Below are 17,795 nucleotides of genomic sequence, written 5' to 3' on the forward strand. Positions count from 1 at the left end.
ATGACAGACCGTTTCATCTCTTACCCCTTCGTGCTTGGGCCGCAACTTGCCCGGCAAGATGTGGTCCCGCAACGCGAAGGCGTGGCCGAAACGGATGACCCGGATGTGCATCTGCGTTCCAAGATCATGTCGATCCTGTTCACCGCACCGGGCGAACGGGTGATGCGACCGACATTCGGGGCCGGGCTCAATCGTTCAATCTTTGAAAACCTCTCGCCGCTGGCACGCCCGGCGCTGGAATATCGCATTCGCCAAAGCCTGGATCGTGATCTGGGCCCCGAGGCGATACTGGAAGATGTCGATGTCACCCTCGACCCGCCCGGCGGCACGGTGCTGATTGCAATAGACTACACGCGCCGTTCGGACCGGACGCAGAACCGGCTGGAGATCGTCATATGAGCGGCAATGGCGCATATGGCCTGATCTGGGACCAGGCAGAGATTGTACCGGGCGGGTGGCAAGGCATTTCCGCGCTGAATTTCACCGATCCGACGCCCGCTGGGCTGGCGGCAGAGTTGCGGATCGATCTGGCCAAGGTCTCTGACGGGCTGACCGCTCAATCAGTTGAGGTCGAAGGCCCGGAACCGGATGAGCTGGAAATCACCGTCACTGTGGCCGACGGTGATCCGGCTGTCACCGTGCAGTTCCTGCCGCCGGCCTCGGGTCGTCTGCCGCGCGGGCGGCATATTGCGCGGCTGGTCACGGGCGGGAATGATCCGCTGCACCCGTTTTTTGCGCAAAGCCATTTTGACTTCTACATCGACTGCCCCGCCGGGGATTGCCGCCCCGCCGAAGATCCGGCTGCCGGAGCAGGCTCGCCGGAACCGGCCATTGACCTCACGACTAAAGACTATCGCGGATTTGTGCAGGTGGCGCAGGACTGGATCAGGTCAACGGACCCGAACTGGTCCGATCTCGCTCCGGCTTCGGTTGAGGCGACGCTGGTGGAACTGTTGGCGCACCACGCCGACATGCTGTCGCTGCATCAGGACCGGGTCGCGCAAGAAGGATTTATCGACACCGCGCGCGAGCGCATTTCGCTGACCCGGCATGGGGCCTTCCTGGGCTACGATCTGGATCAGGGCGCAACCGCGCAAACCGTGATCGCACTGGATGTGGCCAATTCCGGATTCCTGCCCCAAGGCATCCCGATCGTGCGCCAAGCCGAAGGCGGGCGCGTTACCACATGGTTCGAAACGGCAGAGCAGGTTTTGCTTGATCCCGTGTGGAATGCCGGACTGCTTGATCCGGCGGACGGGCTCGGCCTGCGCGCTGCTGCCTGGCCCGGCGCGGCGGATGCGATCCTACCTGCCGGGACGCGTGGGATTCTAATCCTGGGCTGGGATCTTGGACTTGTGGAAGGGCAACGCATCGCGTTGATGCAGGGCCCGCGCACCCATGTGGGAATTCTGACCGGTTTGCGAGAGTTCGAGGCCCCCGGCTGGACTGCAGATCCAGGCGATCCGTTGTTGCCCACGCCGGTTCAGGTGACAGAGGTTCAGTGGGACGCCCCCACGTCCGAGGCCTTTGCCCCCTGGTCCGACAGCTCGGGCCTGCCGATGCTGATCACGGCTAACCTTGTGTCCGCACAACACGGTCAGACCAGGATCGCAGACAGTTCCGGTGCTGCGGGCGCTATTGGTTTTGGCACCGGGCGGGCCGATCTTATGACCGCGAGCGATCCGGCCACCGGACAGTTGCTGCTGCGCGCGCTGCGCACGCCGGAAGGCGACGTAATGACAGATACCGGCACGCCGCCGCGCCCTGCAGTCTCTGTCACCATCGGCGACGAAACGTATCAATGGCAGCCGAACCTGCGCAGTTCCGCCGGGTTTGACAGACACTACACAAGCGAAAGGGACAATGACGGCTCTATCTGGATCTTGTTCGGGGATGGCGTGCAGGGCCGTGCGGTACCAATGTCGGCTGCTGCAACCTTGCCGGATGCCGGTCTGCGCGTCACCTATCGGCATGGCGACCCGGCAGCGGGCAATATCGGCGCATTTGCCCTGAACGCTATTGGGCAACTGGCACCGGATGATCCGCGAAATACCGAAATCTCCAACCTCGCCGTGATTGCCGCCACGAATATTACACAGGCTGGCGGTGGGCGCAGGCCGGTATCGCTTGACGTGGCGCGTCAGCAAATCCCCGAAAGCATCCGCCATCCGGCCCTTGAACGATGCGTCAGCGCAAATGACTATCGCCTTGCGGCTGAACAGGTACCCGGCGTGGCGCAGGCAGTCGCCAAACCGCTGGGCGGTATCTTCAACACCATCGCCATACTCGTGGCTCCGGAAGAAGGGGACGTGCTTGAACCCCCGCTTGCCGACGCGGTCTGGAACCACGTCGAACGTTTGCGCATGGCGGGCCGCGAACATCTGGTGCAACCGCCCGATTACGTGCCGCTGGATATTGACCTTCTGCTATGCCCTGCTGCTGGTGCCGGGGTGGGGCAGGTCCGCGAACAGGCCCGGCGCGCGCTGGTGCCCGGCACCGTTGCTTCGCCCGGGTTCTTCCACCGGTCGCGCACCAGCTTCGGGGCCGAGGTGCGCCTGGGCGACATCCTTGCTGACGTGCAGCGCCAGCCCGCCATAGGTGCCGTGCGCGCGCTGGCTTTCCGGCCGCTTCTCGACGCGGGTACGAATCCGGTGCGCCGGGCCATCCGCCTTGGCCCCACCGAGATCGCCCAGTTTGCCGGGGAAGACGCGCGGCCGGATCGCGGGCGGCTCACCCTGCGCGTGGAAGGGATCGATCCACCCGCTGGCCCGCCTGATGCCTTCGTTGTCGGCGGTCCCGCCGCCGAGCCAGCAACTGGAGTGTCGTCATGAGCCGCCCTCCCATCTCGCGCCAAACGTCATCCCCCCGCGGAACCGATCCTGAACTGGGCAAAACCACCTATTTCGGGCTGCGATTTGCCGATCTGGTCGCGCTGTCCGAGGCTTTGGCACGCGACCCGTCCGGCGTACCCGAACCTGGAACAGGCCGTACCATTGCACCGGGTATCGTTGAGATACCCGCCAAGGATCGCGGGCTGGCGCGCACCCTGGTCGAGATACCCGCTCTTTTTGCGCATATACTGGGCGAGCATCAAAGCCACTACGCGGCTGAAGCCTATCTTGGCACCGCCACGCAGGTCCGAAACCTTACGCTTCACGCGCGTCGGCTTGCCTACGAGCCTGATCAGGGGGTCGCCGCAACGGGCTACGCCGTGTTCGAGGTGAAACCCGAACTGGCGGGCACTGTGCCCAAGGGATTTGCCCTGCAATCCGAGCCCAAGGGCGACATCAAGGCACAAACGTATGAAACGCTGGAAGCGCTCGAGGTTTCTGATGCCTGGAACGCCGTGATGCCCGATCTGGCCATGGTGCCGACAGAAATCACCTTCGATGGCGATCTTGTCGATCTGCCCGTGGCATCCTCACCCGGGCTCGACCCCGGTGAGGTTGTCCTGCTGCAAGGGGGCGGGAAGTCGGCGGTCTGCGAAGTTGTTGTGGAAGCTCCAGGCCTGATGCGCCTGCGCCGCCTGTCTCAAGGGTCGGAAAGCACCGGGTCCTGGCCTGAGTTCAATGCCAGCGCACCCTACGAGGTGCTGTGCCACCCCGATACCCAATTGTGTGTTTTTGGCCACAATGCCGACCCGGTCACTTTCCCGCCGAGTGCCATCAGCAACCCGGCGACATATCCGTCAATGCAGCCTGCGGCCCCGGCTACGGCCTTTGGCTATGTGATCAGCGGATTGAGCGAGGGCAGTTATGCACCGGGGACCTCGCTGATCCTGTCCGAACCGATGCCGCCGCAAGAACCTGACGCACCGATTGCACTTGTCGGCGCATCGACCGCCGCACCTTACGCCGTGAACAACGCCCGCGAAGCGGCCGTGACGTTCCAACGCGGGCAGCTTGTGCCGATCCCGCAGCCTGCCGATGCGCCGGCGGACTTTCCGACCGAACAGTTGATCCGGCAGACATTCAGCGCCCGCGCCGGGCTGCTCGATTTGCGCAGCCCGGGTGGGTCGGTCGTAACATGGGGCCAACTGCCCCTTGATGCGGTGATCTACGCCGACTGGCAAACGCGCGTGCCCGTCGTTGCCCGGCAACCGAACGCCGCGCCCTTCACGGCGACCGCCGAATTTGCAGCCGATCTCAGCGGCATCCGCCCCGGTCGCACCATCATTCTTGAACGGATATCTGACGGGTTCGCTGCCTCGGCCACCATTTTGCGGCTGGCAGCACGGGGGGACGCCTTGTGGGAACTGGTGCTGAGCCTAGACGATGGGATACCGGCTTCCGGTTTCGCTTTGGGCGACATGATGTTGCGGTTCAACGTGGGCCGAGTAAGCCATGGCGAGACCAAATCAGAAATTCTGGGTGCATCGGACGGCGTGACCCCGCACCAGAGTTTCACGCTTAAAAAACAAGGCGTAACACGGATCCCCGGACCGCAAGGCGGAACCCCGGAACTGGACGTGCGCGTTGATGGCGTGTTGTGGGACAGGGTGACGGATTTTCACTACAGCACCCCCGAGGATCGCCATTACAAGACCGAAGCAGGCGCGGATCAGACGTTATCCGTGGTGTTTGGCGGCGAGAACCGCGCCGCTGTGCCGCCATCCGGCACCCGCAATATCACCGCGGAATACCGCATCGGAAACGGACAGGTGGGCGATGTCGGGGCCGGACGGCTAACGCGAATTCGCAAGGCGTCACCGCTGCTGAAATCCGTGTCGAATCCGCTGCCGCTCTATGGCGGCACGGATCCTGCCAGTCCCGACGAGATCCGGCGGCAGGCCACAAGGCCAATCCTGACATTCGACCGGGCCGTCTCGCTGCAAGACTATGCCGATCTTGCCCTGCTGTTCCCCGGCGTCGCACGCGCGTCCGCCCGCTGGCTGGATCGTGGCGCGATCGAGTTGATCGCCGCCGATGCAAATGGTGGCGCGGTCGCCGATCAAACCGCGCTGCGCGCATTTCTCGACGCGCGCCGCGATACCGAGTTGCCGATGGTGCTGCTTGCCCCACAACCTGTCGATATCTGCGTGACGCTTCGGGTGGAACGCAACGCCGCATGGCTGGCCGATGCCGTGCGCGCTGAAGTCATTGATGCGCTGCTCTCCGATGATCGTGTGGCGCCGGGGATGTTTACCTTTGCGGGCCGCGCCTTTTCCGCGCCGCAATCGCTCTCTGGTCTCTATGCGCGCCTGCTGGAACGGGAAGCAATCTCGGGGGTCGAGGCCACTTGCTTTGACATCCTGCCAGACACCGGCGTGACGGACATCATACACGCAACTGACCGACAGTGGCTGCGCCTGTCGCCGAACAACCTCACGGTCGAAATGGTGGAGCCGGGCGCGTTGATCCCGGATGTCGAGGAGGGCAGCGTATGACCGGATATAGCTACGATCCCGACCGCCTTGCGCGCACTGCGGCGCTGCTTTATGCGCATCTGCCCACCCACCTGAAGGCACAGGACGCGAAAAACGCAGCGGCTGTTCCGCCCTCGGACGAAGAGCTGCGCACCTTTGTCGACATTCTCGCCGCGCCGCTGGCCGCGCTGCGGCAAAGCATCGAAGAGCTGCAAGGCGATTTCTTCGTGGACACGGCCGGGAACGAGATGCTGCCACTGCTGGCCGAAACCATCGGGCTGCAACTGGTCTTTTCCGATGCCGAGGCAAACCGGCGCGATCTTGCGGGCACGGTCGCCCGACGCAGACGCAAGGGCACACCAGCAATGCTGGAAGAGATGGCGCGCACACTGGCAGACCGGCTTGTTGCCACCAACGAAGGCTGGAAACTCGTTCAGATCACTCAGGACCTGAACATCCTCCGGCTGGAACGGACCGCCCTTGACCTACGCGCGCCGTCGGTGGCCGAAAAACTCAATGGCCCGCTGGCCAGTCTTGCCAAATCCGTTGACCCCCGCGCAATCACGGCCAACAGCGGGCGGGTCCACCCGCGTCACATGGCGCATTGGCTGCATCTGTCACAGTATTTCCCGCTCAGCGGGGCTTCGGCGCATCGGCTGCCGGATGGCGACGCGGATCTGCGCTTTGCCTTTGATGCCGAAAACGCATGGCGTCCGCTGCGCTGCCGCCCGACCGGTGTCGAGGATACGCTGCGCACGGATCGCGTGCCCGAACGTATCTTTTCCGAAGATCCCGGTGCGTGGTTCGAGCAGGACGGGCGGTTTTCCGTACGGATTGCCAACTTGCCCGCCGCCGCATCCGCACAAGACGCACCGCGTACGGCGCGCAACATTCCTGCCAGCGACGGCATTCTGACAACCAATCCAAGCATCGACGTCATTGATTATGACGGCGCGCGCACCTCTGGGCCTGTGGCGGTTTCGGTCATGGCGGTTCCGGTTGTGGCCGGGTTGCCCGATACCACGGCCGCCGTCCTGCGCGCCGGTATCGTGATGGATATCACCGGCCAGATCGGCACCTTGCCCCCCGCCGGCGCGATCCCCGCCGATGCCGTGCCCATGCTGCGGTTGTCCACAACAGGCGGCGCGGCCAGCCGCGTCTTCGCCGGGGCCGTCTTGCGGATCACCGGCGGATTGATCCGCGCGCGCCATCCCAGCCCCGTTGGCGAACTCGCTCAGGAAGGCTACCGGAATGGCGCACTTTACGTCTCGGTGCCCGCTGTCCGCCTGACAGATCAGCGCTGGTTCTATATCGGTGCCGATGGCGGGCTGCATCACGCCGACACCGGCGCTGGGGCAGGTGTGACTGTGCCGCTGTCGGGTTCCAACCTGCCGGACCGCGCTTTGACCTCGCCACCTGTCGGTCCGATCTGGCCGCCCGCGCCCACGACTGCTGACCGCCGACCTTTTGCAGCGCCGCTTGCCGCCCCGGGTGCCGCACCGTTGGTGGTTCACGGGGCGCAGGCGCTGCACCCGTCGGGCAACTCGGTCTTGCCGGGCGGCGAGACCTCGGCGCTCAGCTTCGCGCTGGGTTTTGCAGCACTGGGGCGTCAGTTCCGGCCCATGCTGCGGCTGGTCTGGAGCGGTGCCGACCCCGCCGCAGGCACCTGGGAAGCGCTTGATGAGACAGGTGCCCCGGCACCGGATGTGGCGGCGCGCTGGACCGAACTGGCCGAAACCGTGGCTGCCGCCCCGGCTGATCTGTCCATCTGTCTGAGGTTTGAAAGCGAACGCGCGAATGCGCGGCTGATGCCCGGCGAGATTGCCTTTACCGGTCAAGATGGCCGCGCCGTTCTGATCCACACACCGGAATTGATCGCCAGTGAGATCGGCGGGCCGTGGCCAATCGGGCCTGCGCCACTTGCCGCGCAGTCAGCGGCAGTGCAGGTCGGGCGCGATGGGTCCACCTGGACGGCGGGCACCAATCTTCTGCGCCGCCGCGCTCTGGGGTCTGCTGTCCCACTGCCGGGACCCATCGCACCGCAAAGGCGCGTACTGCGGTGGCGCGTGCTCTGCGCCTGGCAGAACGAAAGCCCGCCAGATGTGCTTGATCCCGCATTGCCCGGCATGCTCGACATCGATCCGGCACATGGGCTTTTCGCGATGGCGGCCAGTGAACCGCCGCCGGACCATCCCGCCGGGCCGGTTCCGCAGCCCGATAGCGTTTCGGTCGCCATGCAGACAGGTTCCACGATGAGTGTGGGCGCGCTTCCGCTTGACCATGACAGAGTGCTGGGTCGTGCGCCCGAACCGGCCACACGGCTGGTTTCCGCGTCCGGGCACCTCTCCAAAGGGGCTGTGGCGGTCGCGGCGGGCCAGACGCTCCACCGCACTCTGGCCGAAGCCCTGACCGCGATTGCAAGCGATCCGCAACCCCGCGAGGTCATCGAAATCGCCGATAGCCGGTTCTACCCCGGTGAAGTCCTGACCTGGCCCGCCGGGCCGGATGACATCGTGATCCGCGCCGCGCGCGACACGCAGCCGATTGTGAGTGTGGCGAACTCGGTGCCCGGTGGTGTTTCTTACCGGTCTCTGGAATTGACCGGAATCGCGCTCACGTCCGCCGTTGCACTGACGCTTAATCTACCGCAGGCGCAATCACAGATGTTGAATTTCGTGACGGTCCGGCGCAGCGATCTGACACTGGCGTTCAGCTTCTTCGAAGATACCGGGGCCGAGGCGCTTGCCATAACGCGCGCGGTTCTTGGCCCGATCACGCTTGCCGATCCGGGCCTGATCCGCATCGCTGACGGTGTGTTGGATGCCGGGGCGGGCGGGTTGACGGATGCCATTGTTGCACCGGAGGCGGATCTTACCATGGACCGCGTGACCCTGCTGGGACCGGTTCAGGCCCGGCAGGTCGATATCTCGGATTCGATCCTGCGCCACCCGGTCACGGCAGGCGAACGCTTTGCCGGCTGCATCCGCTATTCTGCGCTGGCCCCCGGCGGGCAAACGCCGCGTAAACACCGCGTGGTGCGCCAGCCCTTCCCGCGCTTTGTCACCTTTGACAGGCGCGACCCGGCGCATCTGCGACTGGCACAGGACACTGACAGCACGATCCTCACCGGTGCGTCTGACGGCGGTGAAATGGGAGCCTTCAACCTTGCAGGCCTGCCCGAACTTGAGCGCGCCGTATTCCAGCGGCTGAGTGAACATACACCCGCGGGTCTTCGAACCGGACTGATCCGACAGAACTAACGAAAAGAAAGGTGGTCTGCCATGAAGGGAGATTTTACCAGAGGGTTCAATCCAGACACCAAACGCGGTGAACACTACCGCCGTGTTCTGCTGCAGCAGGGCCGGGCCGTACTGGACTCGGACATGGCGGCCCTGTCCGATGCGATCGAAGGATCTCTGCGGCAAAACCTTGCGATGGTGGCCGGTGACGCCGGGTCGTCCGATTTGGGGTTGCTCGTTACGCCGGGACGCTTGCTGACGCAATTCGACGGCACGCTGGGCAATGATTTCATTGCGTCCGGCGGGGCCGAAGTGGTGCGGGACTATTCGCGTAAGTATCTGGACTGGTTGCCCGGGTTGCGCATGGGCACCGGCGGTCAGGTAAGCATTGCGCTTGCAACGCCGCTGGAAGGGCCGACCGACATCCGGATCTGGGCGCGCGCGGACAATGGCGGGGCCAATCCGCTGGTGAACGGAACGCCCGTTGCGGTGCCGTCCGGGCCGGATTACCAGCCGGTCGATGCGACGGTCGACGGGACGGATATTGTGATCGATATCGATCCGGCATCGCGGATCTGGGTCGCCATGATCGAAACCCGCGCCGACAGCACAACCGATCCCGTCCTGCACGGTGCTGCGGGAAATTACGAAGTCGGCGGGCTGGCCTTTGAAACCCAGGGCGGCGCGTGGCCTGCGTTGCCCGATCCCGCCGGGGCTGACATTGTCGGGCAATCCTCGCCTGCTGCACCCGGCACGCGTTTCATAGCATATGTCGAGGTCTGGGAACGGCACATCTCCGCGCTGGAGGACCCCGGCATTCGCGAAACCGCCCTTGGGGGCGATCTTGACACCACCACCCGGACAGAGCTGCGCCATCAGGTGAAGCTGGCCGAGATTTCCGGCCTTGCCGATGCAGATGCTGTGTCTGATGCCTTTGCCAACCGGCTGTCCCCGACCGGCACGCTGACATTGGGCACCGCTACGGAAACTCTGACCGCCGATCCCTGTGACCTGCCCACACCGGGCGGCTATACCGGTCCGGACAACAGGCTGTATCGGTTGGAAACGCACGAAAACAATATCGGAGCCGTGCTTTTCAAATGGTCGCGAGAAAACGGGTCCGAGCTATATCGCGCATGGTTCCCCGATGATGGTGGCATCCCGCCCCTTGCGGCCAGCCTGTCGGTGCCTGCCAATTCCGATCTGCGTGATGGCGATCTTGTGGAACTGCTCAGCGATGCGACCGATCTGGGCGACGCGGCCCCCGGCACGCTTGACGCCAGCGGCTTTACCCGGCCGGAACGCCGGGTGGGCAGGCTTCTGCGCCTGTCGGGCGGTGAGGAGATTACTGGCTCCACCCGCATCTTCGATCTGCGCGATCCGCTGGACGAAACCTCCGTGACCGACATCGCCACGGCTGAGCACGACCCCGGCAGCCTCAAACTGCGCCGCTGGTCCGGGCTGATCCGGCACAGCGCCGACAATGTCTACGAGCTGGAACACGGGATCGAGGCGGATATCGCAGGCACCGCGTTCGAGCCCGGCGATTGGTGGCAATATGAGGCGCGGGTTTTCAGTGCCAACGCAAATGGCCCCGTCCTCCCTGCCCCGCATGGGCCGGAACGGCTGTTTGCGCCGCTTGCCATCCTGCAGCAGACGCCCGCGGGCAACCCGATGCTGCTGGAAGCATGGCTCGACAAACGCTTTCCGAAACTCTGCGAGATCGAGGCGGATGACGTCTCATATGACGGCGCGCGCGTCGACAGCGACAGCATCACGGTGCAGGAAGCGCTGGACGAGTTGTTCGAGCGCGAAACCGGCGATGGCTGCGGCGAAATCCCGGTGCCCGAAGGCGGCGATATCCGCGATATCATCGACGCGATCCCCGATGGCGGCGACGCCAAGATCTGCCTCGGTCCCGGCACACGGCCCGTGCCGTCGGTGATCGAGGTGTTTGACAAAGGGCACATCACCATCACCGGCATCGGGCTTGGCTCTTTACTGACGGTGCGCAGGCCCACGTTCTATTTCCGCAACTGCCGGGCGGTGACTCTGGTGGATTTCTCGATCGATGCCGATGGCACCGGGCAAAGCATCCTGCGGTTTGACGATTGTGGGCAGATAGACGTGCAGCGGCTTGTGATACGGTCACGGGCCGAAGTCTTCGACGGCGCAGCCGCGATCCGCATCACGACCAGCGATGATGGCCGCACCCGCAGCGCCAGACTGCGCGACTGCCGGATGGAGCTGGGGCACAACGACACCGGCATTCTGGCCGTCGGTGTGCGCGATGTGGAGGCTTCGGGCTGCGATATCGAAGTGCCGGGCAACCGGTTCGATCTGAGCGGACGCGTGGCGAGCGATGACATATTTGCCTCAACGGTTGGCCACGTGTTTCTGAGCCAGCTCAGTTTCAACGTGGATACTAATATCTTCGTCGGCGGATCGGTGGTGTCGTTCAGCAATGTGGATTTGGGACGCCAGAATATCGCAATTGCAGGTTGGGGCCGCGATCCACTGCGGTTTTCAACCCATAATCTGATCACCACCAGGAATTGGGACGATCTGGCCGATGCCAACCCGCCAGGCAACCCCTCGGGTGGCCAGCCCAGCATGCGGGCTCATATCCGGCGGTTCCGGCGGGGCCTGATACGCGCCGCGCTGCAGCTTCCGTCACCTGTGACTGTCCCGGCAACGGCGCGGGGGCGGGTCCGGGCCGTTGGTATCGCCATTAGGGCGAGCGGCACGCTGACGCACGGGCAAACGGGCATCGTGATCGCCGCCCCGCGCGGACCGACGATTGCCGGAGAGCGCGACCCCTCGACCCTGATCGACCGTCAGGATGCGCAATCGGTCCGGATCAACGGCAATCGCATCTCGGGCTTTCAACAGGGCATCCGCATCGCGGGCAATGCCCGGAACACAGTCGGGTTCGATACGCAGCGAACGGTTTTCCGCGATGTCGAAGTCGATGGCAACCGCGTTGATATCCGCCCGCCGATGTATGCCCGCTCGCGCTGGGGAATTATGGTCGGAAGCTCTGTCAGTGTCGCGGTGCGCAACAATCGGGTGAACAACCTGATTGCCGAGACCGGGATCATTGATCCTGACCGGCCCGTGCCGGTTGGTCTGGCACCAACAGATGGTATCCGGCTATGGGGGGTGTTCGGCAGCTATGTTCAGCTTGAGCGAAACGCCTGTTTCGGCACCACACACGGAGTACGGTTCCGCGCGCTGAATCCTCAGCCTGATCTCACCCGCTCGGTCTGGAAAATCTCTGACCAGACGGGTACTGCGTCTATTCCGGCCAACGCGCTTTCCGGAGGCCCCGGACAGGCAGAAATCGTCAATATACCTTGATCAGAGACTGAAGCTGTGCCGAAAACCACTAGGACATACAAGCAACTTGTGGTAGTGTCCAAGCTGCATATCCGCGGCGTTTCTCGCAACAGTGGGCTTCGCCAACGTGATATGTATTTATGGTTCACAGAGTTCAAATCTCTGATAGCAAAGGGAAAGCCTCGCTTTCCCTTTCTCTGTTGCCGGGGCCCGGAATGAAACAGGCCGCTGCGAAATCCGCCCCCCAAACCGCCAGGGCCCCCGCCAGACCGGCCCCGACGCCAGCGCCCGAAGCAATGGGTGCGGCAGACCTGTCGACACTTCAGTCCAGCCTGACCGGCGGCGCGCCCCTGCCCCTGTCCACGCGCCAGCGGCTGGAAGCCGGATTTGGTACCAATCTTGGCGATGTGCGGGTCCATACCGGTGGGGCGGCGGCCAAAGCCACATCGCAAGTACAGGCCGAGGCCTTTGCAACAGGGCCGAATATCGCCTTCGCACCCGGGCGCTACAATCCCGGCACCAAGGCCGGGGATCACCTGATCGCCGAGGAGGTTGCGCATGTGGTCCAGCAACGCGGATCAGGCGGGCAGGTTGTGCAGCGTCATGCGCTGGTCTCAAACATCTCGGACAGCGCCGAGGTTTCAGCGCGCGCCGCTGCAGACAATATCGTGGCCGGGCGCAAGGCGAGCCTGTCGCTCTCGGGCCTGTCGACACGGGGGCGCATCATGCGGCGCGCCAAGGCCAGCACCATAGCCCCCTCGCCCGTTGTGGCCGCCCCGACCAGCGTGCTGGGTGCCACCAGGGCCGGTCCGGCCCCGATACTTACTCCGACGATGACCTCCACCCTCAGCCCCGCAGGCGGCAAACTGGTGGACAGTGCATCCAGACGCGACACCAAACAGGCATCCAACGCCCGAAGCGAGCAGTCCGCGAAAGCCCCGGACGAAGCACAGACGACACAAGCCGGCACGGCACCCGGTGCGCCCAATGTGATGACCGCAGGCAGCCCTGTAGGTGCCGCGGCAGAAGGCCCTGCCGCTGCGGCGAAACCAAAACGGGAGGGCAAGAAGGAAAAAGAGCAGAAAACAGACACCGAAAAGGAGAAAAAGGAAAAGAGCCGTAAGGGCGCAAGTCGGGCTCCGCGCGGTGGCGGCGGCGGCGGGGGCGGCACCTTTGGCAAGGTCACGGGCGACCGCGGGGCCGAAACTGCCCGCCAGGCTCAGCGCAGGCTGGAAGATCGCGCCGTGGCGCTGTCGACCAATGAAGGGGCTGACAGCCGGATCGGAGCCGCGCGCGAGGCCGCCGCCCCGCCAGCCAATGCCGCACAGGCCTCGGGCCAGCAAGGCCATGCCACGGCACTGGAAGGCGCGGACGTGCCCGCAGGCGATCCAGCGGCGGCACGCGCCGCCTCCCGTTCGGCCGTATCTGCGGCAACGCCGGGCACCATCGAAGAGCTGGAGGATTTCGCCGGGGCCGGGGGTGCCGCGCGCCGGGCACCGCTGACCGACGCAATTGCAGATCAGGCCCAAAGCCAGACCGCACAGGTGCAATCCAGCCTTGATGCGGTCAATGCCCCACCCGAAGGCGCAGCCCCCGCCCTGGCGGTGCCGCAGCCCGAGCCTATGACCGCGCCGGACACTGCCGATCCCGCCCTGACGCAGGCGGTGCCGCCGCAAGTGAACGAAGAGGCGTTGGATGCAACCGAGTTCAAGGCCGAAGCGGACGCCAAACTGGCCGAACATGATGTGGATGACGAAACGCTCAACAAGGCTGACGAAGGCCCCCTGCGCGACATTGGAAACGACAAAACCAAGCTGAATGACGATGTCGAGGCTGCGGGCAGCCGGGCCCGCGCGACAGAAACACAGGCCCGCGACACGGCCCGCAGCGCGCTTTCCGGGGCGCAGTCCGGCGCGCAGGCGGACATGGTTGGTCAGCGCGAGGCCGGACAAACCGGCGTGTCCACGCAACAGGACAGCACGCGCGTTGGTGAGGAACAGGGCGAGCAGTCGCTGGCCGACCAGATCAACACCACTTACCAGACCGCTCAGACCGAGGTGAACACAAAACTCTCGTCACTCACTACGGACGCGGTTGAGAGCTTTCGTGAACGGCAAGGCGCGCGGCTCGAAGCCTTTGCCAGTGGCGTACGCTCTGACCTCGAAGCGCTCAAGCGGCGGCGATACTCAGGCCTGAGGGGTGCCGCACGCAGAGTGCGCGACTGGCTCCTCTCGATCAACTCCGTGTCAGAGGTAAAGCGGCTCTACGAACGGCACAGGAACCAGTATATTGCCGATATCGATGCGCTGATCACCCAGATCAAGGCCTATATCGACACCACAATCGAAGACTGCAAAACCGCTCTGCGCACCGCCAGAGAGACGATCGAGCAGTTGATGACAGACAATGCCGACCAGCTTGATACGGCGGCACAGGAGGCTCTGACACGGGCGCGCGATGGCTTCACCCGGATGGAGCAGCGCATCGACCAGGCCGCCGAGGCCGCCAAGCGCGCGCTGGATGCCGAGCGCGAACGCGCGATTCAGGCGATGGATGCCGAGTTGGAGAAGATCCGCTCGGAAAATGCCGGTCTGGTGGACCGGATCGCCGGGGCCATTGCCGCCCTTGCCGCTGCATTGGGGCAGTTCATGGCGCTGATGGCGCGGATCACCCGCATGGGCATTGGCACGTTTCTGTCATCCGCGCTGGCGCAGGCAGGCGACGGGATGCGCAATCACCTTTGGGGGCAGTTGCAGGAAGCGTTCAAGCAGTGGCTCTTTATGAAGCTGCCGATGTTGCAGCTTTTGTTATCGCTGCCCCCCAACTGGTACGAAATGCTGACGGCGCTGGCGACCAATATGATCGGGCTGTTTACCGAGAATTTGCCCGCCATGTTACCGGCCATCGGAACGGCGGCGATGATCTGGCTTGCCACGACACTGGCGGCCAAGCTGATCCCCGGGGTCGGAGCGATCATGGCGGTGATCGACGCCATTCGCGGGGCCTACGCCCTTGTGCAAAGCCTGTTTACCGCCGCGCAGGCTTTTTACAGTTTCCTGATGGCCGTCGCGGGTGGTTTGGGCGGTGCAGCCGTGGCCTTTGCCCGCGCGATTGCCTTCGGCATTGTGGCCGCCGTCGACGCCATCCTGACGTTTCTGGGTGTCGACAGGTTGATCCGCCGCGTGGTTGGGGCCATCGCCCGCCCCTTTGGCCGCATCATCCGCCGCATCGGTTCGCGCTTCCGGGCGTTGATGCAACGGATGCGACGCCGCCGCAGACGCGGACGTAGGCAGAGGCAACGGGACGGCGGGCGCGGCGGAAACGCGAACAGACGAGGCGCCGCCCGGTCCCGAGCGCGCACCAGAAGACGCCAGCGCCGGCAACGCCGCTCGCGGCGCAGCCGCAGACGGGACCGTCGCAATCCGAACACCCGCCGCCGGGAAAGCGCCGCCGACCGCCGCCGCCGCCGTCAACAAGAACGGGAGCGCCGTCGGCGCGAGCGGCTGCAACGTGCCGTTCGTGCCATTCGCCCCAAAGTGGCACGGTTGCACAGACGCGGTGTCTCAAGGCTGGGACTGCGAGCGCGTCTGGCGGTGTGGCGCATCCGCTATCGCCTGTCTTCGCTTGCAATAACCGGCGGTCGCATCATGGCGCGGGTGAACCCGGCTTCCGAAGCCGGACGAATCTCGCAAATGAGCCCGCAGCGTATCGGCAATGCGCTTGAGCCCATATTGCGCGAAGCGGAACGGATATTCGAACAACAGCGGCTGCAGAATCCGCAAGTGGCCAGCGAAGCAGCCGCATTTGATCAGGGGCTGGCATCGGGGCGGCACACTGTGGCGGGTCCGAACATGAACGACGCAGACGTCGTGTTCGGAGCCCGTCGGTTCTTTTCCGGACCACGGCAAATGCTGATGCCGTACCGCAGCAGACGCGGCCAGGCCAGCCGGATCGCCTCATTCTCAACGCGCCCCGGCGGTCCACTGGTCACGATCCGGGACAATCTGCGCGGGTCGATGATGGTACAGCCCGGTGCACCCAGCTACGCCGGATTTACGCCGGCCACGCTGCAGACGCCCTCGGGCAATCAATTGCTCGACGTGGTCGAAGCGGCGCGGGCACCCGGGCAATTGGCCACCCGTGCCGTTACGCGCGATCTGGTCAGCGCTGGTATGGTGGATCCAATGCAGGCAGCCAGCGGCGAATTCAATCCGATGGCTCCGCAAGGGGCTTCGGTCGCAGCCGATCAGGAATTCCGGGGCAGACAAGACAGCGGCTCCTTCACTCAGGCCCGGGTCGATCAAGCCTCGGCAACCCGGCGTGAACGCACCGGCCGCGTGTTCCAGAGACTGGATCGCGTATTGCATCAGCAAGCGCGCAGCATGGACATCTACGGCGAAGGGACAGCGCTGCGCGACCTGGCGCAAGCCTTCCGCAGGTGGGCTATCACAAACGTTTCCCGCGCCGGCCGCCGCGCCTCAACACCCGCACAACGCGACGCCGCAGTAGCCGGGTTGATTGCAAGTATGGTCGCCTTCCTTCGAAGTCGGTATCCTTGAGTCATGACCAACCAACTCAGAATCCGCCTTCTGGCGTCTCAATACGATCTGATGTCAGCCGTTGACGCAATCAAGTCCGCGACCACCGCGTTGGGGGAATTTGACCGCGCTCCGCCAGTAGATGACGGGAATGGAACAACAGAAATCACATGGATTTCCGAATCCGGTGAAATCATCGTGTTCCTGTCGGATGATTCCCTGAACCAGATTCTTCGCATTGACATTGCTGCGCCATCAGGCGCCGACGCTGAAAGCCTTGCAAATCGAATACGCAAGCAAATTGACGTTCAGAGCTTTTCAGAGTTGCTGTCGGACGCACAACCGCTTTCCGGGCGTGCATTGGAAGATCGGTTGGTGCGGCTTGCTCAGGTGGCACCGGTTGGCTCTGATCATGAACAGTTGACTTCGCTGGTGCAAAAGGCGCTCGCGGACGAGTTTGCCGGCGCACGAAAATCCGCGGTCTTTGCCGCCTATCTGGTCCGTTCGCCAGAGCTGATTGAATTGATTGCAGGAGCACTCGCACATGAAAGCGACGCGGAGCTTCAAGAACTGATGCGATTGACTGTCCAGCAGGCATCTGAACCGCAGGGGCCGCGCAGTCACGATTTATGACCGGTCAGGCGGAAAACCACCCTCTTTCAGGTTTCACTTAGGCACCTTCGTCAGGCCGCCAACCGGTTCATGCCAAAGCTCCGGTGACCAACGCGACGGCATCCGGCTTCCGACTGCTTTCCGAGGTCGCAGTACCATTTGCCCGTGCCAGACCGAACGTGGCCGGTCCTGAAATTGCGACACAATCTTGGACAGATGGAACAACCAGCAGAACGAGGGCTCTGTTGCATAGCTTTGGCTGTTGACGCGTTTGGGTCTAGCGCGTGGATGGCATTCGGTCCCAACTAGTCGAAAGCCAGCTCATGATCTCGTTTTAAGGCGCGCAATATCCTAAGGATGTGATCCTCTTTTCTGTGTTCTTCTACGTCGGATATGGCGTGTCGTACCGTGATCTTGAAAAAATCATGTCCGAGCGTAGCATTGCGATAGATCACACGACGCTGAACCGTTGGTCTACACGGCATACCGAGTATGACGTGAGTGATATTTGTGGCGCTCCTGATATCTAACCGGGAACGCCTCACATCCGAACAGTAAAACAAGCGACAGACCCACATCAGTGTTCACGCACGACCCAAACCGGCCCACTACGGATGGAGTGGGTGGCTCCTGCTCCACCGGCGTCGCGATGCGCCATACTGCAGTTGTCTTGGACTGCTAGGAAAGGAGCCACCCAATGAC

7 protein-coding genes and 1 pseudogene are annotated in these 17,795 nt (G+C 63.8%); all 8 read left to right on the forward strand.

The features are described 5' to 3' along the window. Complete coding sequence (locus ACR0EZ_RS23855; protein ID WP_480617283.1) at window positions 1-399, forward strand: GPW/gp25 family protein; 399 nt, start codon at window positions 1-3, stop codon at window positions 397-399. Then, the gene (locus ACR0EZ_RS23860) at window positions 396-2,831 is read left to right on the forward strand and encodes a baseplate J/gp47 family protein (RefSeq protein ID WP_480617284.1); all 2,436 of its coding nucleotides are present in this window, start codon (window positions 396-398) and stop codon (window positions 2,829-2,831) included. The genes ACR0EZ_RS23855 and ACR0EZ_RS23860 overlap by 4 nt, the downstream gene beginning before the upstream one ends. Continuing rightward, complete coding sequence (locus ACR0EZ_RS23865) at window positions 2,828-5,386, forward strand: baseplate J/gp47 family protein (RefSeq protein WP_480617285.1); 2,559 nt, start codon at window positions 2,828-2,830, stop codon at window positions 5,384-5,386. Before ACR0EZ_RS23860 ends, ACR0EZ_RS23865 begins: the two co-directional genes overlap by 4 nt. After that, window positions 5,383-8,625 (forward strand): hypothetical protein, encoded by a 3,243-nt coding sequence (locus ACR0EZ_RS23870; RefSeq protein ID WP_480617287.1) that lies wholly within the window; start codon window positions 5,383-5,385, stop codon window positions 8,623-8,625. The genes ACR0EZ_RS23865 and ACR0EZ_RS23870 overlap by 4 nt, the downstream gene beginning before the upstream one ends. Window positions 8,626-8,646: 21 nt before the next feature. After that, window positions 8,647-11,964 (forward strand): DUF6519 domain-containing protein, encoded by a 3,318-nt coding sequence (locus tag ACR0EZ_RS23875; protein WP_480617289.1) that lies wholly within the window; start codon window positions 8,647-8,649, stop codon window positions 11,962-11,964. Between the two features lie 194 nt (window positions 11,965-12,158). Beyond that, window positions 12,159-16,502 carry an eCIS core domain-containing protein gene (locus ACR0EZ_RS23880; RefSeq protein WP_480617291.1) on the forward strand — a complete coding sequence of 1,448 codons (4,344 nt, stop codon included), beginning with the start codon at window positions 12,159-12,161 and terminating at the stop codon, window positions 16,500-16,502. Between the two features lie 3 nt (window positions 16,503-16,505). Continuing rightward, on the forward strand, window positions 16,506-17,114 hold the full coding sequence (locus ACR0EZ_RS23885) for a hypothetical protein (RefSeq protein WP_480617292.1): 609 nt from the start codon (window positions 16,506-16,508) through the stop codon (window positions 17,112-17,114). Between the two features lie 338 nt (window positions 17,115-17,452). Next, window positions 17,453-17,578, forward strand: a pseudogene (locus ACR0EZ_RS23890) (IS6 family transposase); the annotation flags it as partial. Window positions 17,579-17,795 lie beyond the last annotated feature (217 nt).

The sequence above is a fragment of the Ruegeria sp. AK4 genome, from assembly GCF_056541025.1.